Raw genomic sequence first — 22,345 nt, 5'->3', positions numbered from 1 at the left:
TCCCCATGCGTGTCAACCGGATCCTGCTCTCCGTGCCGCTGGTCGTCGTCGCCATGGTGATCCAGGTGAGCGTCCTCGCCCGCCTCCACCTCCCCGGCGCCGTCCCCGACCTGCTCCTCCTCACGGTCCTGGGCCTCGCCATGGTCTACGGCCATGTCACCGGCGCCCTCATCGGCTTCGGCGCGGGCCTCCTCGCCGACCTCGCCCCGCCCGCCGACCACGCGGCCGGCCGCTACGCGCTGGTGCTGTGCGTGATCGGCTACCTTGCGGGCCTGGCGAAACCGGAGAACGGCCGCCTGAAGTCGGCGACCGGCCCGATGGCCGTCGTGGTCGTCGCCGCACTCGGCTCGACCCTCCTCTACGCGGGTGTCGGCGCCCTCGTCGGCGACACCGCCGCCCGCCATGTCGGCCTGCCCAGCCTGCTGTTCACGGCCGCCCTGTACGACCTGCTGCTCGCGCCGTTCATCGTGCCCGGTGTCATGGCGCTGGCCCGCCGCGCCGACAACGACCCGCTCGCGGAGACCAACGCGGCCAAGTCGGCCGACATCTCCTCGGGTTGGCTCTCCTCCGGCACCGGCCTGAAGATCGGCGGCCAGCGCGGCGGACTCCGGATGAAGACGGCCCGCGCGCGGGTGGCCCGGGCCGGGCGCATCAAGGGGGTCAAGCGGCTTTGAGGGCAGGGGAGTTGACCCGACCGGGGCACGTGAGGCCTCACAGGTCCGTCGTATATGACTCGTACACGCACTGAGAGGGGGAGGCAGCACCAATGACCAACATCCCGGAGACCGGACGGACTCCACGGGTTCAGATCAGGCTCGTCGTCATCCAGATCCTCGTGCTCTCCCTCCTCGGCACCCTCGGCGGTCGCCTGTGGTACCTCCAGATCCGGGAGGGCTCCGCGTACCAGAAGGAGGCGTCGGGCAACCACGTCCAGCAGGTCGTCGAGCCCGCGGTGCGCGGTTCGATACTGGACGCGCGCGGTGTGCCCCTCGCGGACAACGAGACCCGGCTGGTGGTCTCCGCCTCCCGCACCGACCTGCTCAAGCAGGCCGACGACGGCAAGGCCGTCCTCACCAAGCTGGCCGGGGTGCTCGGCATGAAGCCCGAGGACGTCATCCAGAAGGTCCGGCTGTGCGACGCGAAGACCCCGCAGCCGTGCTGGAACGGCTCGCCGTACCAGCCGATCCCGATCACCGACGAGGCCACCGCCAAGCAGGCCCTCCAGATCCGCGAGCGCTCCGAGGACTTCCCCGGCATCACCGCCGAGCCCGAGGCCGTCCGGCGCTACGCGGCGGCCGGTGACGTCAACGCGGCCCAGGTCCTCGGCTATCTCTCGCCGGTCACCGACGACGAGATCACCCAGGCCAAGGACTCCGACTCGCCGTATCTGCGCTCCGACCAGGTCGGCCGCTCGGGCCTGGAGCGCCAGTACGACAAGGAGCTGCGCGGCAAGGCCGGTGTCACCCGCTACGAGGTAGACAACCTCGGCCGGGTCATCGGCAAGGCCAAGTCCGATGCCCCGCAGCCCGGTTCGAACCTCGTCACCAGCATCGACGCCCGGGTGCAGCGGGTCGCCGAGTACCAGCTGGACAAGGCGATGAAGGGGGCCCGCGAGCAGTTCGACAAGATCACCGGCGAGAACTACAAGGCCGACTCGGGTGCCGTCGTCGTGATGGAGGCCAAGACCGGCCGGATCGTCGCCATGGCGTCCGCGCCGACGTACGACCCGAACGTCTGGGTCGGCGGTATCTCCGCCAAGGACTACAAGCAGCTCACCGGCAAGAACTCCGACTACCCGCTGCTCAACCGGGCCATACAGGGTCAGTCGGCGCCCGGTTCGACCTTCAAGGTGGTCTCCACGGCCGCCGCGGTCGAGGCCGGCTACACCTGGGACGGCGGCTACCCCTGCACGAGTTCGTACTCGGTGGGCGGCCAGGTCTTCAAGAACTTCGAGGGCGAGAACTTCGGCCCGATCTCGCTGGGCCGCGCGCTGGAGGTCTCCTGCGACACCGTCTTCTACGGTCTCGCCGACGCCCAGTGGAAGAAGGACGGCGGCATCAACCCGAAGAAGGGCGAGCCGAAGGACTACTTCTACAAGGCGGCCCACCAGTTCGGCCTCGGCAAGACCACCGGCGTCGACCTCCCCAACGAGGTCACCGGCCGTGTCCCGGACCGCAAGTGGAAGCAGGAGACCTACGAGGCCAACAAGGCCTACTGGTGCAAGACCGGCAAGAAGGGCGGCACGTACGTCCAGCAGATCGCGTACGAGAACTGCCTCGAAGGCAACAAGATGCGTGAGGGCGACTCGATCAACTACTCCATCGGCCAGGGCGACACCCTTGTCACCCCGATCCAGGAGGCCATGATCTACGGCGCCCTCGCCAACGGCGGCACCGAGTACGTCCCGACCATCGGCAAGGCCATCATCAGCGCCGACGGCAAGACCGTCACGGAGATCAAGCCCAAGGTGAAGGCCAAGCTGCCGATCAGCAAGGCCACCCTCAAGGGCATGGACAAGGCGCTCGCGGGCGTGGTCACCAGCGGTACCGCGGCCTGGAAGTTCCAGGGCTGGCCGCAGGACAAGATCGAGCTGCACGCCAAGACGGGTACGGCCGAGGTCTACGGCAAGCAGACCACGTCCTGGCTGGCCACGTACTCCAAGGACTACACGGTCATCATGACGATCGCCCAGGCCGGTACCGGTTCGGGCGCCTCCGGTGAGGCCGTGCGCAACATCTACAACGCGATGTACGGCGTCCAGTCCGACGGTTCCATCGACAAGAAGAAGGCGCTGCTGCCCTCGCCGCAGACGAGCCTCCCCAAGGTCCGGGCGGACGGCACGATCGCCGCCCCGAAGATCGCCGCCGACCCGGCCAAGGAGCTGGAGAAGCAGTTGCAGAAGGCGACCGACGCGGGGGTCACGGCCGCCGACGACACCCAGCAGCCCGCCACCTCGCCCACGTCGACCACCAACAGCAACACCCGTAGGCGCCCGCGCAGAAGGGGAAGCCGGAGGATGCTCACATGACCGGCAACACCTTCTCCGTCTCCGGTTACGGTCCCGAGCGGGCCGGCTGGACCCGGGTCTTCGCCCGTGACTCGCTGGCCCGCCGCCTGGACTGGCCGATACTGCTGTCGGCGATCGGCCTGTCCCTGATCGGCTCGGTGCTGGTGTACTCGGCGACCCGCAACCGCACCGAGATCAACCAGGGCGACCAGTACTACTTCCTGATCCGGCACCTGATGAACACCGGCATCGGCATCGCCCTGATGATCGGCGTGATCTGGGTCGGCCACCGCACCCTGCGGGTGGTCGTCCCGTTCCTCTACGGCGCCTCGGTGTTCGGCATCCTGCTGGTGCTCACCCCGCTCGGCTCCACGGTCAACGGCGCGCACTCCTGGATCGTGCTCGGCGGCGGCTTCTCGCTCCAGCCCTCGGAGTTCGTGAAGATCACGATCATCCTGGGCATGGCGATGGTGCTGGCCGCCCGGGTCGACGCGGGCGACAAGCCCTACCCCGACCACCGCACGGTCCTCCAGTCCCTGGGGCTGGCCTCGGTCCCGATGATGATCGTGATGCTGATGCCCGACCTCGGGTCGGTCATGGTCATGGTCATCATCGTGCTCGGTGTGCTGCTGGCCTCCGGCGCCTCCAACCGCTGGATCTTCGGCCTGCTCGGCGCCGGCGCGATCGGCGCGGTCGCGGTGTGGCAGCTGCACATCCTGGACGAGTACCAGATCGCCCGCTTCGCCGCCTTCGCCAACCCGAGCCTCGACCCGGCCGGCGTCGGCTACAACACCAACCAGGCCCGCATCGCGATCGGCTCCGGCGGCCTCACCGGCGCGGGTCTGTTCCACGGCTCCCAGACCACGGGCCAGTTCGTCCCCGAACAACAGACAGACTTCGTCTTCACGGTCGCGGGCGAGGAACTGGGCTTCGTCGGCGCGGGCCTGATCCTCGTCCTGCTGGGCGTGGTCCTGTGGCGCGCCTGCCGCATCGCCCGCGACTCGACCGAGCTCTACGGCACGATCGTCGCCGCCGGGGTCGTCGCCTGGTTCGCCTTCCAGGCCTTCGAGAACGTCGGCATGACCCTCGGCATCATGCCCGTCACCGGCCTGCCCCTGCCCTTCGTCTCCTACGGCGGCACATCGATGTTCGCGGTGTGGATCGCGGTGGGTCTGCTCCAGTCGATCCGGGTCCAGCGTCCGATGTCCGCCTGACTCGGCCTTTACCATTCCGTTAGTTCCCCATTCGCCCGAGTTTCCCCGGGGTTCATTTCGGACGCCCCCTGCCATCCCGGCTCGTCAGCAACTAGATTCGGTTCATGGCGGACACACAACGCGAGATCGAGCGTAAGTACGAGTCCGATGAGAGCGGCCTGCCCGACCTCACCGGCGTCTCCGGTGTCCGGGCCGTCATCGACAAGGGCGTCGCGCACCTGGACGCCGTCTACTACGACACGGCCGACCAGCGCCTGGCCAGGGCCTCGACGACCCTGCGCCGCCGCACCGGCGGTTCGGACGCGGGCTGGCACCTGAAGGTGCCGGTCGCGCCCGGGGTCCGCGACGAGATCAGGGAGCCGCTCTCCGACACCGTGCCGCGCACGCTCGCCGGTCTGGTCCGCGCCCGGGTCCGCGAGGCCGAGCTGCTGCCCGTGGTCCGGCTGCGCTCCGACCGTGACGTCCGCCACCTCGTGGACGCGGACGGTGTCCTGCTCGCCGAGGTCAGCGTGGACGCCGTACAGGCCGAACGCCTCACCGACGGCGGCGGCACCGCCCAGTGGACCGAGATCGAGGTCGAACTCGCCGACGGCGGCGACCCGGCCTTCCTCGACAAGGTGGAGAAACGGTTGCGCAAGGCGGGCGTACGACCGTCGTCGTCCTCCTCGAAGCTCGCGCGGGCACTGGCCGAGACCGCGCCGAAGCAGCCGAAGAAGAAGGGCGCGAAGCGTCGCGAGGCGCTCGTGCCGCCCGAGCCGGGGCCGCCGGAAACCGCGGGCGACCACGTCCTCGGCTACGTCCGCGCCCAGCGCGACGCGCTCCTCGAACTCGACCCCGCCGTCCGGCAGGACACCTACGACTCCGTGCACCGCATGCGCGTCGCCACCCGCCGCCTGCGCAGCACCTTCCGCTCCTACGGCAAGGTGCTGGACCGCACGGTCACCGACCCGGTCGGCGAGGAACTGAAGTGGCTGGCGAGCGAGTTGGGCGTGGACCGGGACCGCGAGGTGATGACCGAACGCCTCACGGCGGTCCTCGCCGAACTGCCCCGCACCCTGGTCTCCGGCCCGATCCGCACCCGCATGCGGACCTGGGCGAACGCCCGGCGCGGCGGCTCGCGCCGGCGGCTCATCGGCGTCCTGGACTCCAAGCGGTATCTCGCGCTGCTCGACACCCTGGACACGCTGGTGGCCGAGCCGCCCCTGCTGCCGGACGCGGCCGGCCGGCCGGAGAAGGTCATCGGCAAGGCCGTGCGCAAGGACTTCGAGAAGGTCTCGGCACTTGTCGAGGAGGCCATCGGGGCCCCGCCCGGCGCGGACCGCGACCTCGCGCTGCACGAGGCCCGCAAGAAGGCCAAGCGCACCCGGTACGCGGCGGAGGCGGCGGGCCCCGCGCTCGGTGCCCCGGCGCGGGCGCTGGCCAAGTCGATGAAGTCCCTGACCAGCCTGCTCGGCGAGCACCAGGACAGCGTGATGGTCCGGGTCACCCTGCGGGAGCTGTCCGCGGTGGCGCACGCGGCGGGGGAGAGCTCCTTCACGTACGGGGTGCTGTACGGGCGCGAGGAGCAGCGGGCGGCGGCCGTGGAGGCGGCGCTGCCGGGGGTGTGGGAGGAGATCGGGGCCGGGGTGTCCGGCTGAGCCGTACGGGGGACCTCCGGGATCGCGTTAGTCTGGATGGTCACCCGTCCGTTCAGTACCGCTCACGAAGGTTCGCGAGATGCCTGCCGAAGTCGCTGCGGCCGCAGAGTCCGTGTTTCCGCAGCTCGAAGCCCTGCTCCCGCAGGTTCAGAAGCCGATCCAGTACGTCGGAGGCGAGCTCAACTCGACGGTCAAGCCGTGGGAGTCGTGCGATGTCCGCTGGGCGCTGATGTACCCGGACGCGTACGAGGTCGGCCTGCCCAACCAGGGCGTCATGATCCTCTACGAGGTGCTGAACGAGCAGGAGGGCGTCCTCGCCGAGCGCACGTACAGCGTGTGGCCGGACCTGGAGGCGCTGATGCGGGAGCACCGCGTCCCGCAGTTCACGGTCGACAGCCACCGCCCGGTGGGCGCGTTCGACGTGTTCGGGCTGAGCTTCTCCACCGAACTCGGCTACACGAACATGCTGACCGCGCTGGACCTGGCGGGCATCCCGCTGGAGGCCGGGAACCGTACGCTCGATGACCCGATCGTCCTGGCGGGCGGCCACGCGGCCTTCAACCCGGAGCCGATCGCGGACTTCATCGACGCGGTGATCATCGGCGACGGCGAGCAGGCCGTCCTCGACATGACGAAGATCATCAGGGAGTGGAAGGCGGCGGGCCGCCCGGGTGGCCGCGAGGAGGTCCTGTTCCGCCTGGCGAAGACGGGTTCGGTGTACATCCCGGCGTTCTACGACGTCGAGTACCTCCCCGACGGCCGTATCGCGCGCGTGGTCCCCAACAAGTCGGGCGTCCCGTGGCGGGTCTCGAAGCACACGGTCATGGACCTGGACGAGTGGCCGTACCCCAAGCAGCCGCTGGTCCCGCTGGCCGAGACGGTCCACGAGCGCATGTCCGTGGAGATCTTCCGCGGCTGCACGCGCGGCTGCCGCTTCTGCCAGGCGGGCATGATCACCCGCCCGGTGCGCGAGCGCTCCATCACGGGCATCGGCGAGATGGTCGAGAAGGGCCTGAAGGCGACGGGCTTCGAGGAGGTGGGCCTGCTGTCCCTCTCCTCGGCCGACCACTCGGAGATCGGCGACATCGCCAAGGGCCTCGCGGACCGGTACACCGAGGACAAGATCGGCCTCTCCCTCCCGTCGACCCGTGTGGACGCCTTCAACGTCGACCTGGCCAACGAACTCACGCGCAACGGCCGCCGCTCGGGCCTGACCTTCGCCCCCGAGGGCGGCTCGGAGCGCATGCGCAAGGTCATCAACAAGATGGTCTCGGAGGACGACCTCATCCGGACCGTCTCGACGGCGTACGGCAACGGCTGGCGCCAGGTGAAGCTGTACTTCATGTGCGGCCTCCCGACCGAGACCGACGAGGACGTCCTCCAGATCGCCGACATGGCGATGAACGTGATCGCCGAGGGCCGCAGGGTCTCCGGCCAGAACGACATCCGCTGCACGGTCTCGATCGGCGGCTTCGTCCCCAAGCCGCACACGCCCTTCCAGTGGGCCCCGCAGCTCTCGGCGGAGGAGACGGACGCGCGCCTGGGGAAGTTGCGGGACAAGATCCGCGGCGACAAGAAGTACGGCCGCTCGATCGGCTTCCGCTACCACGACGGCAAGCCCGGCATCGTCGAGGGCCTCCTCTCCCGCGGCGACCGCCGCGTCGGCGCGGTGATCCGCGCGGTCTACGAGGACGGCGGCCGTTTCGACGGCTGGCGCGAGCACTTCTCCTACGAGCGCTGGATGCGCTGCGCGGAGAAGACGCTGCCGGCGTTCGGCGTGGACGTCGACTGGTACACCACCCGCGAGAAGACCTACGAGGAGGTCCTCCCCTGGGACCACCTGGACTCGGGCCTCGACAAGGACTGGCTCTGGGAGGACTGGCAGGACGCCCTCGACGAGACGGAGGTCGAGGACTGCCGGTGGACGCCGTGCTTCGACTGCGGGGTGTGCCCGCAGATGGATACGGCTATACAAATCGGCCCGACCGGGAAGAAGCTGCTGCCTCTTACGGTCAAGAACGCAGGTCCGGCGCCGGCTTCGAGTGGTCACACGCACTGACGTGAGCGAGGCACTCGATCGGGTGGTTCAGGTGCTGGCACGAATGAGTGAGGACGAGGTGGCCGCTGCGTTGGCCGCGGTTGGCGTTTCGCGCGGTCGTTTGCCGGTGTCGGCGACCTCCTCTCCGATGCCGCTGCCGAGCCCTCGAAGCACGCCGCAGATCGTCTCAGAGGTGGAGTGGGTCTGAGGACTCCCCTTGCTGTGTGACTCGTTGAGCCCCCGTCCTGGGTTGGGAGGGGGGCTCATTGATGCCTTGCGCAGTCAGCTGCCGGATCCAAGTACAACCTGCAACAATTCGCTCACCCATCCTCCGATGCCTCTCGAAGGGGATGCTGTGCATCGCTTGCGACGACGACTCAGACAGGCTCCGATATCCGTCCCCGGAGCGCCCCTCCTGGGACTGTTCGTCGTGCTTCTCTGCCTGGACGGGTGTGCTACCGGCGCGCCAAGGCCGACAGTGACCCGGACGGTAACGGCGACCCCAAACGTGGTCGTGAAGAGCGCCTTTAGCCAACCGCCTGCGAGCGCAACCCCTACCCGTGCGATGTCGGCACCCGCGATCACCAGGTCATCGCCAGCGGCTGCCACCAGTGCCGTCAAGGCGCCTCAGGGAGACGTGACTCTCGCGGAGTGGCACGATGAAGCGGCCAGCAATACGTGCGTCTCTGTCTCAACGCGCTACGAAAATCGGTCTGATACTGCCGTCAATACCATCACCCAGATGTTCCAGACTCTCTACACGCCCAGGCACAAGGATGGCGAGTATCCGGACGAGTTGAACGGGACTGTGAAGACCCTCACCCAGGTGGCTGGCATCGCTCCGTACCAGGAGCGCACCCTCTACTGGAACGTGTGCGCGCCAGAACTCGCCAGCAAGCAGAATCCTCCACCATCAGACGGTATCGACGGATTCATGAGTGAGATTGGGGCGCAGCCGAAGCGGTACTCCTGGGAGTGGAGCACACCGTAGCCGCGTCATCGACGCGCCGCTTTTACAACGCAGTGGCCGTGCAGGAGTCAAACGACAACGCGCACGGTGTGCAGCGCGCCTTGCCCGCAGATGGATACTTGGCCACAACTGAGCGACAGCGGGAAGAAGTTGCTGCCGTTGACGGTCAAGAAAGACGGTCCGACCAGCGGACACACGCACTGACGTGAGCGAGGCGTTGGGGCGGATCGCAGAGGTGCTGGGGGACGGCGGCGAGGAAGAGGTTGCTGCCGTCCTGGGGGGCGCTGGGTGCGAGGAGTGAGCGGCGTCGTGATGGTGATAGGGCTGGGGGGAACCTTCAACGATCCGAAGAACCCCCTTCAGCCGATGTAAAGGTCACCTCTTGCCCGGCCGATCCGGCCACTCGGTTTCCTTCGGCCGGCCTTGAGATCCACAACTGCAGCTCGAAGGCTTCGACGTACAGGGTCAGTGTTGAGTTCACTACCTCGAACTGAACGCGTGTGGCGGAGGGGGCGGCTCTATCCTTGACGGTTGCGTCCGGTCAGAGGGTGAAAACCTTGGTGCTCGGCTGAACCAGGTCACGCAGCAGGCGATGTGCAAGTTGACCAAGGTGAACTGGTTTGCGGGCTAACGGTTGAGCCACTGAGCCCGTATTCGTCGGGCCCAGTGGCGCGAGTTTCTGTGCGAGATCTTACAAGTATGGGATATTTCGTTTCCTGGACTGGCCTTTTCGCTGCCTGTACGTGGAAGGGGTGGTTGAAGAGTGCAGAATCCTGGTTAATGAATGACAAGCACGCGAGTCGCAGGGTGTCCTTGGTCGTTACTTAGGTCCGACTGAAGACCCGCAGGGTTCCGTAGTCGCCTGCTCGGATCATAGATGAGGGCAAAGATTCCGCGGCAGTCAGGATGCTTGGAATAGCGTCCCCAGTCGATTAGTAGCTCTTCACCAACTTTCTTGTCATTCAAGGTCTCGCGAGTCATTTTTGTTTCAACGACGATACCTGCTTCGGGCAGGAGGAAGTCGACGCGGGAGCGACCGCCTCCCTGCTCCGGTACGTAATCTTCATCGCGTACATCTTCGTACATCAGGCGTAGACATGCATGCACAAGGACTTGCAAGTCGGCCTCTTTTTCCACTCTCGGTGCCGTGATATTTTGTCGTTCCGAGCTCTGCAACACTTGAAGAAAGTCGGGAAATCGTCCGAAAATCTCGGCGAGCATGTCCAGGGTGGATGAAACGTCAGCTACGGCATAAATGAGACTCTGGAGGATTTCTCTTTGCGTCTGGAAATTCTCGATAAAGTTCACATCGAATGAGTACCTCCATTTTCCGATCAGAGGGTTGGGCTCTGAGGGGTCGTAGAAGTCATTCTTGGCAAGTGGTGAGGAAAGGAAAGACTTGATTCTCTTAATGAAGTCTCCTCCTTCATGCATGTCCTTAAAATTTGCCAGCTTGGCCTCAGGGATAATCGGAATTGCTTGGCTATACCACGCTAGATATTGCGATCGCCCCTTCCTGATCGTCATCTCCTCAACGGTTTCTGACTGCTGCCAGGCGGCAATGATCCGCTCGATTTCATAGCTCTCCTCCAGTAGTTTTTCGATTTCCAAACGTCGATTTCCTGTCATGGGCATGATTATCCCACCTTTTCTCGTGCCGGTAGATTTCTGTGACGGATTGAGGCTAGCGCAGACCACTGACAGGCGGTCTTGTCCTCTCTGTCTATGCCCCTGGTGGCCTCTGTGAGTCCGACGAATAGATCAAGGATGGGCGGCCCTTTTGGGGGCCGCCATCGAGGTGGGCGGCACGACCATGGCCTCGGCGCTGACCGGCCGGGCAAGTTGGCGACAGGTCCACGTGTGGCAGGTTACCGAACATGCCCGTTGGCGGCGGCAAGGGCGGAGAGACCTACGTGCTCTGAGGTCCCTCTCGGTGGGCGAAGCCTCAAGCCAGTCTGGGTCAGCCGCAACCGGATGCGGTCTTCGCCTATGTGGCGGTGATACCGGGGTCGGTGGAGATCTCGGCGAATGTGTTTGGCGCCTTGAGATAGCCGCTGATATCTGCACAGAACTTCTGGAGGTCTGCGCTAGGTTGCAGGTGCCGGCGTTCCGCAAAGACGCGAGTCAGCCAGGCTGCCTTCTTGTTTCGCGGTACTTCGGGTACCCATGACTCAAGTTCCCCTACAGGGACAAGAAATAGCCCGAGGTTCTCGAAGTAGGTGATGAGGCGATGAGCAGCGTTGTACACGTCGCCCTCAAATCCGCGCACGCCGGACTTCTTAATGGCTTTCCATCCGTTGGCTGTCTTCAGCACATCAGTGATCTGATCAACCTGCTGTTTCGTGAGTACTTCGCTACCTCTAGGGTTCTGAATAATTCCATTAATCTGATTCTTGATCTCTCGGGCGATCGTCGTGATGGTGGTGGAGGATGCTTCTCTCTGTACGAGCGTCACGTCCCTCTCGATATCGGACCAGTCGCCACCCAGGTGGTCTAGCGCCTTCTTGATGAGTTGAGTGTCGTTTAGGAAGTCGAGGTCTGCCACGGCGGCGGTCGGAACACCGCAAGCCCGCAACTTGCGTACGGCATCGCTCAGTCGTGACTTGCCGTTCACGTGTAGGAAGATCAGGTTGTCGTGAGGGGTGTCTCCTCGTCCCACGTCCGTTGTGGCTTCATAAAACTGACAATCCCCTTCGGCCTCGCACAAAATTACGCCATCGTGGAAGACGCCGGAGATAATGTTGGAGTAGCGCAGGAGCGGCGTGTCCAGGACTTCCCGGACTGAAGCGGCGGTGAGTGTCTTGGCTGTCTGAGATTCAGTTGTCCGAGAGATCCGGACCAGTGCCAAGTCCCGAGGTGCTGAGCCACTTGTTGCTGCACTTCCGTCCAGCGCTCCACTGAGGAAGTCCGCGCTGTGCGTAGCAACGAACACCTGGCAGTTCGGGGGTGCGTACTGAGTGAGGTGGCGCGCGAGTAGGCGAACCTGAGGTGGATGAAGAAACGCCTCCGGCTCATCAATCGCGATCACTGGTGTCGGCCGCACGAGAGAAGTGAGGAGGATGTTCGCAAAGGCCCGCATGCCGTCACCTTGTTCGTTCAGGTAGGGGAGTGCCGCGAACGCATCCCTCAATTCACGCGGTGGCGGGGGCGGTGTTTCCGGCATTGAGACTGACCCGAGTTGGAGCTTGATCTCCGGCACATACCGATTAATGGAAATCGACACACCAAATGCTTGCTCAAACAATTTTGAGAAACGATCAAGAGACTCCATGGATTCCCAAAGGAGTTGACTCGGGTGGGCGGGGGGCTTTGCCCAATCCCATTGACGGGAATCGGACTGATTACTGAGCCTGCCCTCTGTCCATTGATCTTGAACAAGGAAATGGCCGATCGGTCCTAGGTGTCCGGTTTCCCAGTTGCTAATCGCAGCGTCAGTAGCAACCCCGTCTTCGTCGGACGTCGCGAAGCGATTTGGCAGAAAATGGCGACTGTTTCGTGGGTTGTGGCGGCTTACAATTCCGCGACCAGCAAGCCAGGAAATGAAATCGGCGCCCGTTCCGTCTCGTTGTAGATCGACACCAGTAATCCAGCGCTGTGGCTCTTGGGTCCTGGGATGGACATAAACGGAAGTGACCAACTCTCGTAGGAGCACAGATTTTCCGGTGTTGTTGGGTCCTGTGAAAACGGTCATACCGCTCTTGGGCGGCTCAATGGCTGTGCCGTCGGTGAGGTGAATTTTCCGGATGCCGAATGTGAACAAGAGTCCCTCCGGGGATCGGCCGCCAACGAAACGTCCTTGCCGGCCATTAAACCTGAACTTTGCCTACTCCGTGCAGTATTCGTGATAGATGCTGGAGGATGCGAACGTTCCATCATCAGGCTGATGCACGGATTCATTGACAGGTCCACCTCGATGATGGACATCGCCAGATCGGCGCGGTGCTCCTACATCGGAATAGGGCAATGATCGTCACTGAGCGGGTTCAGAAGGGGAACTCTGGTGTGGCCGTGCCTCGCGTGATGCTCAAGATCCGTTCATGGAAGTCACGAGAGGCGGTCTCTCGGGGATAGCGTGCTCGGAGTTCCCTGTCCAATTCGTTAGCGACTAAAAGCAGAGAAGGAAGAGACTTCCGGTCGGCGGCAAGTGCCATGGTGCCCAAATCCACTGCCTCTTCTATGTCCCCAGCGCGGGCGGCGCTGACTCCGAGCGTGAGGCGGGCCTCGGCGGCGCGCATGGGTGAAATCTCAGTGCCGTCGGGTCCTGTGCTGATACGGATGACCGAGCGGGCATGAGCGGCGGCGCGTTCGTCGTCTCCGAGGAGGCGGTAGGCGTCCATCTCGTAGAAGTCCCACTTGTCCGGGTCGATGATGAAGTGGTGTTCCGGGTGCTCCGGGCGTGGGAGTCGATCGAGGCGGGCTCGGCCGGCGTCCAGGGAGTCGCGGACCAGGCGGGCGTCTCCCATGCGGGCTGCGGCTCGTGCTTTGTGGGCGTAGAGCTGGACGCCCACAGAATGGGTCTGATCAGCGACGTGTCCGGCTTCGACGGCGTTGAGCATGTCTTGCCATCGGCTCTGGGTGAGGGCAAACCAGGCCTCGATCTCCCATGCCCAGGCCATGATTTCGCCGTGGCCTGCCTCCTGGCCGATGCGGAGGGCTGCGGCCTTGCTGAGGTTGGCGGCCTCGCGTTGTCCTCGGTCGTACTGGACGCAGGCGTTGAGGAGGAAGAGCCATCCGGTGTCGACGAGTAGTTCCCGGTGCTGGCTGAGCGTTATCCGGCCTTCGAGCTGCTTGGTGACGTACTGGAGGCCGTTGCGGGTGCGCTCGTGGAGGTAGTCGGCGTCGGCGTACGGGTAAGCGCGGGCCAGTTGGTCGATGCCGCCTTGGATCGATTCCAGGGCGGCGCTGTTGATGCTGGACATTTCCGTGCGGCGGAGCAGTTCGGCGACATCCCACAGTCCGGCGCCACCCTGTGCGATCAGGGCGCTCGGGTCGTCGAGCCGGGATGGCGTGGCCGGTCTTTCCAGCTCCCATGGGCGTGGGGCAAGTCCTGCCAGGTGGCCGGGGATGCGCAGTCCGTCGACGACTTCCAGGATCTTGTGGAACTGGGTGATCCGTGGGCGGACGCCTGTGCCGTTGGTCTCGGGGCGGGCCATCTTGCCGATGTGCTCACGCTTGTAGCCGACCGCCTCGGAGATCTTGGCGTAGCTGATGTTTCCGTGGATCTTGGCGAGTCTGAAGACTTCGCCGAAGTCGTGGTTGGCGATAGCTGAGCGCACGTCCGCGCGTTCCAGGACGTGCGGCGGTAGCGCTGCCGGTGTCGGTGCAGCTTCGGTCATCTCACTTCCCCATTGTGATCGACCTGACGGTGTTGGCGTTCTGTCTGTTCTGCCGCGTCCGTCTGGCGAGTGTACCCACGAGGGGGGTCCCCAAGAGGGGGGAGCGACAGGCGGTGGGAGAGGTGCACTCTCGGGTCACCCTGCCGGGAGGGACTCGGCGGCCGTGAGCTGAGACGGGGTCGTGTCGTGGATGCTGCGAGGAGAGCGCGTCGCCATGCGTACGTGGCTGAGGAACTGGACGCGATGGCGCATTGGTACACGCGGCCTGATCCTTCCTCCGGCGGGCACTTCCTGACGTTGACGCTCCTCGCCGAGTGCAGCGATACCGGACGCGTCGCGCGTGACCAGACGGCCGTGTTCCTCCGGAGCGTGGGCGCGGGTGCCGCCGTGGACGACGCGCAGTTGGCCGTGTCGGAGCTCGTCGGCAACGTGGTCAACCACGCGGTGCCCGACCGCTGCCTCGCCAGCCCCGGCGCGAGTCGCCGTATCGACGTGATCTTCAAGATGTGGCCGAGGTGGCTTTTCATCGGGGTCACGGATGAGGACTCGACACCCCCGGTGCTGCCCCTGGGCGACACGTTCCTGCCTGGGCTGGCAGAAGAGCTACCGGAAGCGGTCTTACCCGACTGCGGCCGTGGACTGCTGATCCTTCAACGCCTGGCTGCGGCGGTCTGGTGGACGCCCGAAGACAGAGGCGGCAAGACCGTGTGGTGCCGATTCGACCTCACCGGCGCAGGCGGTGACACACCGTCCTGACGATCTTCGGCTGCCGCTCCTTGTGTCACTCCCTCGGGAGTGAGCGACAGCCGGGGGCTGGAGGTTGATTCCTCCGGCGAACGGGGCGCGCCTCCTGGAGTCCGCCGGGTTCCCCACCCGGTGCCAGGGGGCCGCTTCACAACCGAAGACCGAGACCGGGCCACCCCCTTAGCCCTGGAAAAGCGGAGGGTGGCCCGGTTGGGGAACGCGAAGATCCCCGGTGCCTGATGGTACCGGGGCCGTTGTGCTGTGCATCTGCCTTGGACCAAAAGAGAGTTGACGATCCGTTACCTAGATCAGGGCAGAGGTGGGCAAGGTGTCTGGCACGGGTGAGAACTGGCTGAGCGATGGGCTCGGCGACGTGGCGGGGGCGGACTCCGGGCTGTGGGTGTCGGGTGTCGACTACATCGCGGGCTGGCGTGAAGCGCGGGAGTCCGCCGATCAGTTGAACCGGGCGTTCCTCGGTGCGGGTTTCGAGCTGTCCGAGTTACGGGCCGTCGCCTCGACCAATGGGGAGGGGCGCGGGGTCGTGCGCGTGGCGGGGTGGCCGGGTGCCGTGGATCGGCTCGCCGGTCTCCTGGAGGCGCGAGCAGACGGCGACGGTGGTGCGTTGTGAGGTGTCTTTTCGCTGGTGAGTGGCGCGTGTTGGGCACGTCGCCGGCTGTAGAGACTTTGGGCGGGAGCTGCCATGGGGCGAGTGAACAGGGGGCCTTACGCTCGCCAGCGGATCGGGCAGTCTGTTGGGGCTGCCCGTGTTTAGCCCGATCGGCCCCCTGTTCTTCGAGGCTCGCCCCATGGTGGCTGCCTAAAGTCTCGGAGGCCGGCGACCCCCAGCCCCCAACACTCCCGCCCGCGACGGCCGTTCGACGCGTCTACTCCTTGGGCGTGCTGCGATGCGGGGCGTGGGCCGTCCGGACGGGACCGGCGGCCACGCCGCACGCCCGGCCGGGGCGGCCGGGCGCCCCGGCGCGCCGCAGGCGCGCCCTTGAGGAAGTGAAGACTGTTTCGACCGATCGCCGTTGCCGTTCAGGCGCGGGTGCGTCGGGTGGGCTGTTTGTCGGCGGTGATCCGGTAGGTGAGTTCGGCACGGTCCGCGCCCACGCGCAGCTCTTCGAGGATCAGCGGGCGGTCGTTGGTGCCGTGCGCGGTGCGGGTCACGTGCAGGACCGGGGTCGCGTCGGGGAGTTGGAGGGCGGTGCGCTCGTCGGGCAGTGGCATGTGGGCGCGTACCGTCTCGGTCCACGTCAGCTTGTGGCCGGCCTGGGTGAGAATCCAGTAGATCGCGGCTGGGGGCTTGCACGGCTCCTCGCCGAGCAGCGGGACGGCTTCGGCGACCTCGAAGGGGATCAGTGTGCGGTGCATGGCGCGGGTCCCGGTGCTCGGGTCGATCAGAAGGCGGTCACAGCCGAACATGGCCTCCTCCTCGTTGAGTTGGAGGTATCGGCCGGTGTCCTGGGTGGTCCGGCTGCGATAAGTGTGCGGCTGTTCGGTCTCTTGCCAGGTGTCGCCGTTGGGCATGACGAACTTGCCCTCCGTGCTGTGGCTGATACGACGTTCGAGGGTGAGTGCGGGCTGTCCGTCCGAGCGCACGAAGCTCCCCTTGCCGTGCCGGACATCGATCAGTCCTTCCGCACGCAAGGCGGCAACCGCGTTGCGGACAGTGGGGCGGGAGACCCCGTAGCGGGCCATGAGCTGGGCCTCGGATGGCAGCATCGAGTCCGGGGCGAACTCGCCGGACAGGATGGCTTCGCGGATGGCGGCGGCCACCTGCTGGTAGAGGGCTCCGGGGCGCTGGATCTCCGACATGGCGGCATCTCCGCATGAGTTGAGGTCATAGGCACGTCGCACGCGCGACATCACTCGTCAGCATAAGTGCTTGCATTCTCGCCGTACAGAGCCTCATAGTCGTAACTCATAAGGACAAGTGACGTCTGAATATGTCAGGCGTCCCGACCGGCCAGGAGGCCAACGAAATGCAGTCCATTCCCGTGGATATGGCACGGCTCGGCGTACTGCGGTGCGCGGGCGTGCCCGAAGTGAAGTTCAGCAACTCCGAGACACAGGAGGTGAAGAAGGACCGGGACGGCAACCCGGTCTACAGCGTCGCGGTCACCGTACGGCCGGACGGACGGCGGATCTCCGTCATCGAGATCGCCGTGAGCGGTGAGCCCAAGGGCCTCGAAGCGGGCCAGGTCGTCAAGGTCACCGGACTGACCGCGTTCATGTGGTCGATGGGCGAGAGGCACGGCGTCAGCTTCCGCGCCGACGCCATAACGCCCGTGCACGGCACCCCGGCGGCACAGGCCAAGAGCGGTGACGCGTGATGGGACCGATCCTGCTTTCCTTCGCCCTGGCCGTGCTGGCCTGGCTGCTCGTCGTCGGCGACCTGGTGCGCCGGCACCGCCCAGCCTGGCACTGGTACCTCACCGGCTACCTGGTCACCGCATGGCGGGTGGTGTTCACCTGGCGCCGGGTCGCCCTGCTCAACGACCTATCCGTGTCCAAGCTCCCCGCGCGGACACTGGTGGGGCATCTGATTGTCAAGGGCGATCCAGTGCGGCCGGTGGCCCCGCGGTGCTCGTTCCCGCGCGCTACCCGCATGGGCCTGACCGTGACGGTGCGGCTGCACCCGGGGCAGACGCCGATGACGTACATGAAGGCGGCCGAAGCATTCGTGCATGCGTGGAGAGTCCACGCGGTACGGGTCACCTCGTCCGAACGCGGTCTCGTGCTGCTGACCGCCATGGCCAGTGATCCGCTTCAGCGGCCCGGCTTAGCCACCGCTCCGGTTGAGTTGCTGTCCGCGCTCATCGGGGCCCTGGAGTCCGGCGGCGCCTGGGTCATGAACCTGCGCCTCGTGCCGCACTGGCTGATCACGGGTGCCACCCGGTCCGGCAAGTCCACGCTGCTGGCCCGGCTGATCACCCAACTTGCCCCGCAACCGGTCGCCCTGGTCGGGATCGACTGCAAGGGAGGGATGGAACTCGGCCTGTTCACCCGGCGCTTGAGCACGCTGGCGACCTGTCGACGCGAAGCGGTCGCCATCCTGTCCGCGCTCGTCGTCGACATGCACGACCGCATGAGCGCCTGCCGGGCGGCCGGTGTCCGCTCGATCTGGGAGCTGCCCGAGAAGCTCCGCCCGATACCCGTCGTGGTGATCGTCGACGAGATCGCGGAACTGTACCTCTCGGACGGCACCCGTGAGAGCAAGGCGGAGGCAGAACAGTGCTCGACCCTGCTGCTGCGGCTGGGCCAGCTCGGGGCCGCACTCGGTCTGCACCTGGTCGTCGCCGGCCAACGCGTCGGCTCCGACCTCGGCCCCGGCGTCACCGCCCTGCGCGCTCAACTCGGCGGCCGGATCTGCCACCGCGTCAACGACCCTGGCACCGCCGAAATGACCCTCGGCGACCTCAACAAGGACGCCGTGGCCGTTGCTCAGTCGATCACGGCAGAGGAACGGGGCGTGGCCGTGTGCACGGGCCCGGACGGCGGATGGAGCCGCGCCCGTTCGCACCTGACCTCGACGGAAGAGGCCGTATCGACGGCTCGCAGGTACTCCGGCATGACCCCTCAACTGCCCGCCATTGGCTGCGCGCTTGCGGCGCTGGAAGGAGACGACAAGTGACCAGCCCGGATGTGATCAGTGAGGGTACGGCGTTCACGTTCGCGGTGATCTTCGGGATCATCACCGTCCTCCTCGTCCGCTCCCGCGACATACGAGTCTGGGAAGCGGTCTGCGTCGGCCTCTTCGGCGTCTACCTCGGCCAGACACCCGTGGTCTTCACCATTCACGGCCTTGTCGTCTGGTTCATCAGCGGCTTCTCCCACACCTGAGCAGAAGGGACACACCACCATGCCCATGCCTCGCGTGAGGTGCCCGTACTGCAAGGGCGACGGCGCCCGTAGGACCTGGACCGGACGGCTGCGGCGCTGCCGCGTCTGCCGGGGCACCGGAACCATCCGCTGACCGACACCCCATCCACCGCACCCACCGAGAGGACAACCCCATGGACAACGGCGCACCACCACCCACCCACCGAGCCGCTACGGCGGCCCACCCCGGAAGGTCACCACCATCACCCCGGAGTTCACCCCGGCTGACAGGCGCGCCGCCCTCGACCGCGCGGCGCGCCTGCGTCAGCTCCCCGAAGCAGATCGCGACGCACTCCGCATCGCCCAAGACCCTCAATTCCCGCGCTGGCTGGAGCAGATCACCGCAACCGGCGGCTGCGCCCACCCCGTCCACCTCTCCGGCTCGACCACCACGCTCGACGGCACGACGGGCGAGATCCTCCACCACTACGACACCCGCACCGAGCCCGGCGAACGCCTCCTCGTCCGCTGCCGCAACAGACGCGCAACCATCTGCCCGGCCTGCTCACGCCTCCACGCCGGAGACACCTACCACCTCGTCCGCGCAGGCATCCTCGGCGGCAAGAGCATCCCCGCCACGATCCGCAACCGGCCTCGCCTCTTCGTCACTCTGACCGCCCCGTCCTTCGGGCCGGTTCACCGCGCTGGAGAGACCTGCCGACCGCGCCGGAACGGCAGCATTTGTGAGCACGGGCGTTTCCTGGGCTGCGGCACCGTCCACGCCCCGGACGCATCGGTCGTCGGCCAACCGCTGTGCGCCGACTGCTACGACTACCCCGGCCACGTGCTGTGGCACGCGCACGCAAGCAAGCTGTGGGACCGGTTCGTCATCGACGTACGGCGACGCCTGGCCTCCTCGGCCGGCATCGTTCAGTCCCACTTCGCGACGTACGCCCGGCTGTCCTTCGCCCGCGTCGCCGAGTACCAGAAACGGGCGGCCGTCCATGTCCATGCCGTCGTCCGCATCGACGGTCCCAACGGGCCCGACGACGAACCCCCGGCATGGGGCACCGTCGACCTGCTCACCGATGCTGTGCACGCCTCCGCCCGGCGGGTCCACGTCCGCACCCCCTATACCCGGGCCGTGGGAGAACTGGCCTTGCGCTGGGGCGCCCAGGTCGACGTCCGTCCTCTGCGTGCCAACGGCGACGGACCCGATGATGACGCGGTCGCCGCGTACGTCGCCAAGTACGTCACCAAGGGGGCGGGCGAGACAGGCGCTGGCCTCGACCATCCCGTCACCGCTTGGGGGGACATCGAGTCGGCAACCGTGAGCGAGCACATCCGCACCCTCATGCGCGCTTGCTGGAACCTCGGCGGCCTTCCTGAGTACGAACCTCTCCGCCTCCGGGAGTGGACGCACACCCTCGGCTACCGGGGACACATCCTCACCAAATCCCGCGCCTACTCAACGACGTACGCAGCCCTGCGCGCCGAACGCGTCCAGCACATGGGGCACTCCGACACCCTCGACACGCTCACCGAACGGCACTGGCGCTACGTCGGCTCGGGCCACACCCCCGGCGCTGCCCTCATTGCGGCCGGAATCGCCGACGATCTTGCAGAGTCCCGACGGCTGGGGTGGGAAGCGAGGCAAGAGGGGGGTGGAGCGGATACCGGCTCTGCCCGAACATGAATGCCCAAAGCTCGCATCCCTGCCGCCGCTTCGATCCGCTGAAGACGCGCCCCGAAGCCTGATTGAAAGCGAGATCGTGATCGTTGATGACGTTGGCACGGAAGAGCCGTTCGACCCCGTGTCCTGGTTCTCGTGAAGAGCGCAGCTGCCTCCCCGTACGCGTCGGGAGGCGGCTGTGTTGGCGTGGCCACTGTTCCTGTCAGAAGACCTCGGCAAAGTCGTCTGCCTTGACTATCAGACGGTCCCGAACATCCCTCGGGATCATCAGTTTCATGTGGATGTGCGGCGCGCGTACGCCCTTCACCTTTGTCCGCGTGATCCTGCACTTGATACCGACCCGGAGGAGATCGGCGGCCATGGCCTCCATACCGTCCTCCTCCCAACGGCTACGGAACGACTTGCCGTTGTGCACTGCCACCCAGCGGTCGTTGACCGACTCGGGGTCGATGGCCTCCAACTGCTTGATCAGGTCGTCAAGCGTCTTCTCTGCCCGCTCCTTCGTGAACCGCGTCTTTGTGAAGCGGCCTTCGGGCTCCAGGCCGGCCATGTAGTAGCTGATGGACTGTTCGAGGCGCTGTTGTTCCTTACGAGCCTCGGCACCCTGCCGGTACTCCCGTGTCATGACAGGCTCGTCACCGAGCACCCTCAGCACATCCTCAACGAGCCTGGCGTAGATGTCCCCAGGGTTCGGTGCGCCGTAGCCGCCAGCCTTGCATTGGCCACACCTCAGGTACTGGTAGACCTTCCCGTTGGTCCGGTTGTTCTGGACCGTCATGTTGGTGCCGCAGTCTGCGCAGATCATGACGCCGAGGAACTTCGTCGCACCGTCGGGGCTGCGCCTCGGTTGATGCCTGCTCTGAGCGCTCAAGGTCTCCTGGAGGCTGTAGAACTCGTCCTCTGTGAAGACACCCTCCGCCACACGGATGGGTTTCCCGTCGGCTCCCATGAGGAGCTTGGATCGGCGGATGCCTCCGTCCTTGTCCTCTTCCACCCGGTAGCCCATAAGCGCTGGGTTGCGTAGTCGTCGTAGGTGGGTCGATGCGGTCAGGCCTTTCCCGCACAAGCCGGCGCGGACCAGGACCTTGACCATGCGGCGGGCTGAGGCAGGACGCTCCCTCATCGCGACCTTGCGGCTCCAGTGCAGTGCGCTGTACGCAGTCGTGTCGAAGACCAGGATGACCTTGCCGTTTTCGTCCTCGGCAGTCTCGTAGCCGTATGCGGGCTTCCCCACCAACCACTCACTCTGGGTCTTCGTGTACTCCCAGAGGCTCGCCACGCGGGTGCTGGTGTTCGCCGCCTCGATCTCGGCGATGCCGCCAACGATCGTGACCATGATCTTCCCGGCCGTCGTGGTCAGGTCGATGGAGTCGTTCTTGGAGACCAGGTTCTTCCCGTACTTCAGGCACCAGTCGATCATGGTGCTGAGGTCGGAAAGACGTCGTACGAAGCGGTCGAGTTTCCAGAAGAGCAGCTCGTCGAACTCCGGGGCCCGGTTGTTGAGCCAGTCGCCGAGTTCCTTGCGCTTCCATGGTGGGACCTTCGTCGCCGATACGTTGAGGTCGCTGGCGACGCCGATCACTCGGGAGCCGCGTCCCCGGGCGAGTATCCGGAGGTCCAGTTCCTGGCGGACGGGCGAGGTTGTGTCGTCGGTGAGTACCGACAGGCGGACCGACAGCAGGGCGCGCGGTGCGTCGTCCGGCAGGAGCGCTTCCGCCGTCTTCAGGTCCTCTAACAGCGCTAAGTCGGCCTCCGACCACTCAGCCTCAACTGAGTAGCTGCGACGGTCAGTTGCCGTGCGTGTCCTCGTTCGTTTCCCCATGACCAGCACGGTAGCGTTTGTAGGCCCGTTGGTGAATGGCCGCAGATGGACACGTCCAT

Annotated in this window: 17 protein-coding genes; 12 read left to right on the top strand and 5 right to left on the bottom strand. The window is 65.8% G+C overall.

Annotation, left to right across the window (positions count from 1 at the left end; genetic code table 11):
* Positions 1-5 precede the first annotated feature (5 nt).
* The 6 genes from mreD to ACIQPR_RS16325 all read left to right on the top strand — a co-directional run bounded on the left by mreD (position 6) and on the right by ACIQPR_RS16325 (position 8,887).
* Entirely contained in the window at positions 6-674 is a 669-nt protein-coding gene (gene mreD / locus ACIQPR_RS16350) for a rod shape-determining protein MreD (protein ID WP_403648089.1), read from the top strand.
* A 92-nt stretch (positions 675-766) separates the two neighbouring features.
* The gene (gene mrdA, locus ACIQPR_RS16345) at positions 767-3,028 is read left to right on the top strand and encodes a penicillin-binding protein 2 (protein WP_403648086.1); all 2,262 of its coding nucleotides are present in this window, start codon (positions 767-769) and stop codon (positions 3,026-3,028) included.
* A complete protein-coding gene (rodA, locus tag ACIQPR_RS16340) occupies positions 3,025-4,221 on the top strand; it encodes a rod shape-determining protein RodA (RefSeq protein ID WP_403648083.1) in 1,197 nt (398 codons plus the stop codon). Before mrdA ends, rodA begins: the two co-directional genes overlap by 4 nt.
* A 104-nt stretch (positions 4,222-4,325) precedes the next feature.
* Entirely contained in the window at positions 4,326-5,858 is a 1,533-nt protein-coding gene (locus ACIQPR_RS16335) for a CHAD domain-containing protein (RefSeq protein ID WP_403648080.1), read from the top strand.
* Positions 5,859-5,937: 79 nt separating this feature from the next.
* Entirely contained in the window at positions 5,938-7,917 is a 1,980-nt protein-coding gene (locus tag ACIQPR_RS16330) for a TIGR03960 family B12-binding radical SAM protein (protein ID WP_403648077.1), read from the top strand.
* Between the two features lie 721 nt (positions 7,918-8,638).
* Entirely contained in the window at positions 8,639-8,887 is a 249-nt protein-coding gene (locus tag ACIQPR_RS16325; protein ID WP_403648074.1) for a hypothetical protein, read from the top strand.
* A 756-nt stretch (positions 8,888-9,643) separates the two neighbouring features.
* On the opposite strand, the gene ACIQPR_RS16320 is transcribed toward ACIQPR_RS16325, so the two are convergent.
* The 3 genes from ACIQPR_RS16320 to ACIQPR_RS16310 all read right to left on the bottom strand — a co-directional run bounded on the left by ACIQPR_RS16320 (position 9,644) and on the right by ACIQPR_RS16310 (position 14,202).
* Positions 9,644-10,501: a hypothetical protein gene (locus ACIQPR_RS16320; protein ID WP_403648072.1), complete on the bottom strand. Its 858-nt coding sequence runs from the start codon at positions 10,499-10,501 to the stop codon at positions 9,644-9,646.
* Between the two features lie 352 nt (positions 10,502-10,853).
* A complete protein-coding gene (locus ACIQPR_RS16315) occupies positions 10,854-12,626 on the bottom strand; it encodes an AAA family ATPase (protein ID WP_403648069.1) in 1,773 nt (590 codons plus the stop codon).
* A 223-nt stretch (positions 12,627-12,849) separates the two neighbouring features.
* Positions 12,850-14,202, bottom strand: coding sequence for a tetratricopeptide repeat protein (locus ACIQPR_RS16310; protein ID WP_403648066.1), 1,353 nt, complete (start codon positions 14,200-14,202; stop codon positions 12,850-12,852).
* Between the two features lie 243 nt (positions 14,203-14,445).
* Between ACIQPR_RS16310 and ACIQPR_RS16305 the strand changes: the two genes are divergently transcribed.
* A complete protein-coding gene (locus ACIQPR_RS16305) occupies positions 14,446-14,958 on the top strand; it encodes an ATP-binding protein (RefSeq protein ID WP_403649313.1) in 513 nt (170 codons plus the stop codon).
* 316 nt (positions 14,959-15,274) lie between these two features.
* Complete coding sequence (locus ACIQPR_RS16300; protein WP_403648063.1) at positions 15,275-15,574, top strand: hypothetical protein; 300 nt, start codon at positions 15,275-15,277, stop codon at positions 15,572-15,574.
* Positions 15,575-15,984: 410 nt separating this feature from the next.
* On the opposite strand, the gene ACIQPR_RS16295 is transcribed toward ACIQPR_RS16300, so the two are convergent.
* A complete protein-coding gene (locus ACIQPR_RS16295; protein ID WP_403648060.1) occupies positions 15,985-16,764 on the bottom strand; it encodes a GntR family transcriptional regulator in 780 nt (259 codons plus the stop codon).
* Between the two features lie 167 nt (positions 16,765-16,931).
* Here ACIQPR_RS16295 and ACIQPR_RS16290 point away from each other — a divergent pair, with 167 nt between their 5' ends.
* The 4 genes from ACIQPR_RS16290 to ACIQPR_RS16275 all read left to right on the top strand — a co-directional run bounded on the left by ACIQPR_RS16290 (position 16,932) and on the right by ACIQPR_RS16275 (position 20,467).
* Positions 16,932-17,282, top strand: a complete 351-nt coding sequence (locus ACIQPR_RS16290) for a hypothetical protein (RefSeq protein ID WP_403648057.1) — start codon at positions 16,932-16,934, stop codon at positions 17,280-17,282.
* A complete protein-coding gene (locus ACIQPR_RS16285) occupies positions 17,282-18,583 on the top strand; it encodes an FtsK/SpoIIIE domain-containing protein (protein WP_403648054.1) in 1,302 nt (433 codons plus the stop codon). Before ACIQPR_RS16290 ends, ACIQPR_RS16285 begins: the two co-directional genes overlap by 1 nt.
* Positions 18,584-18,594: 11 nt before the next feature.
* Positions 18,595-18,792 (top strand): hypothetical protein, encoded by a 198-nt coding sequence (locus ACIQPR_RS16280; protein WP_403649310.1) that lies wholly within the window; start codon positions 18,595-18,597, stop codon positions 18,790-18,792.
* 298 nt (positions 18,793-19,090) lie between these two features.
* Positions 19,091-20,467: a replication initiator gene (locus tag ACIQPR_RS16275; protein WP_403649307.1), complete on the top strand. Its 1,377-nt coding sequence runs from the start codon at positions 19,091-19,093 to the stop codon at positions 20,465-20,467.
* A 199-nt stretch (positions 20,468-20,666) separates the two neighbouring features.
* Here the strand turns inward: ACIQPR_RS16275 and ACIQPR_RS16270 are convergent, their stop codons facing one another.
* On the bottom strand, positions 20,667-22,286 hold the full coding sequence (locus tag ACIQPR_RS16270) for a recombinase family protein (RefSeq protein ID WP_403648051.1): 1,620 nt from the start codon (positions 22,284-22,286) through the stop codon (positions 20,667-20,669).
* Positions 22,287-22,345 lie beyond the last annotated feature (59 nt).

The sequence above is a fragment of the Streptomyces sp. NPDC091280 genome (genome assembly GCF_044768565.1).
Classification (GTDB): domain Bacteria; phylum Actinomycetota; class Actinomycetes; order Streptomycetales; family Streptomycetaceae; genus Streptomyces.
This window is presented reverse-complemented; position numbering and strand designations above follow the sequence as displayed.

Bases quoted from the DNA above. Each gene is read 5' to 3' on its own strand.
- mreD (WP_403648089.1), top strand. From the start codon at position 6: ATGCGTGTCAACCGGATCCTGCTCTCCGTGCCGCTGGTCGTCGTCGCC.
- mrdA (WP_403648086.1), top strand. From the start codon at position 767: ATGACCAACATCCCGGAGACCGGACGGACTCCACGGGTTCAGATCAGG.
- rodA (WP_403648083.1), top strand. From the start codon at position 3,025: ATGACCGGCAACACCTTCTCCGTCTCCGGTTACGGTCCCGAGCGGGCC.
- ACIQPR_RS16335 (WP_403648080.1), top strand. From the start codon at position 4,326: ATGGCGGACACACAACGCGAGATCGAGCGTAAGTACGAGTCCGATGAG.
- ACIQPR_RS16330 (WP_403648077.1), top strand. From the start codon at position 5,938: ATGCCTGCCGAAGTCGCTGCGGCCGCAGAGTCCGTGTTTCCGCAGCTC.
- ACIQPR_RS16325 (WP_403648074.1), top strand. From the start codon at position 8,639: ATGTTCCAGACTCTCTACACGCCCAGGCACAAGGATGGCGAGTATCCG.
- ACIQPR_RS16320 (WP_403648072.1), bottom strand. From the start codon at position 10,501: ATGCCCATGACAGGAAATCGACGTTTGGAAATCGAAAAACTACTGGAG.
- ACIQPR_RS16310 (WP_403648066.1), bottom strand. From the start codon at position 14,202: ATGACCGAAGCTGCACCGACACCGGCAGCGCTACCGCCGCACGTCCTG.
- ACIQPR_RS16305 (WP_403649313.1), top strand. From the start codon at position 14,446: ATGGCGCATTGGTACACGCGGCCTGATCCTTCCTCCGGCGGGCACTTC.
- ACIQPR_RS16295 (WP_403648060.1), bottom strand. From the start codon at position 16,764: ATGTCGGAGATCCAGCGCCCCGGAGCCCTCTACCAGCAGGTGGCCGCC.
- ACIQPR_RS16290 (WP_403648057.1), top strand. From the start codon at position 16,932: ATGCAGTCCATTCCCGTGGATATGGCACGGCTCGGCGTACTGCGGTGC.
- ACIQPR_RS16285 (WP_403648054.1), top strand. From the start codon at position 17,282: ATGGGACCGATCCTGCTTTCCTTCGCCCTGGCCGTGCTGGCCTGGCTG.
- ACIQPR_RS16270 (WP_403648051.1), bottom strand. From the start codon at position 22,286: ATGGGGAAACGAACGAGGACACGCACGGCAACTGACCGTCGCAGCTAC.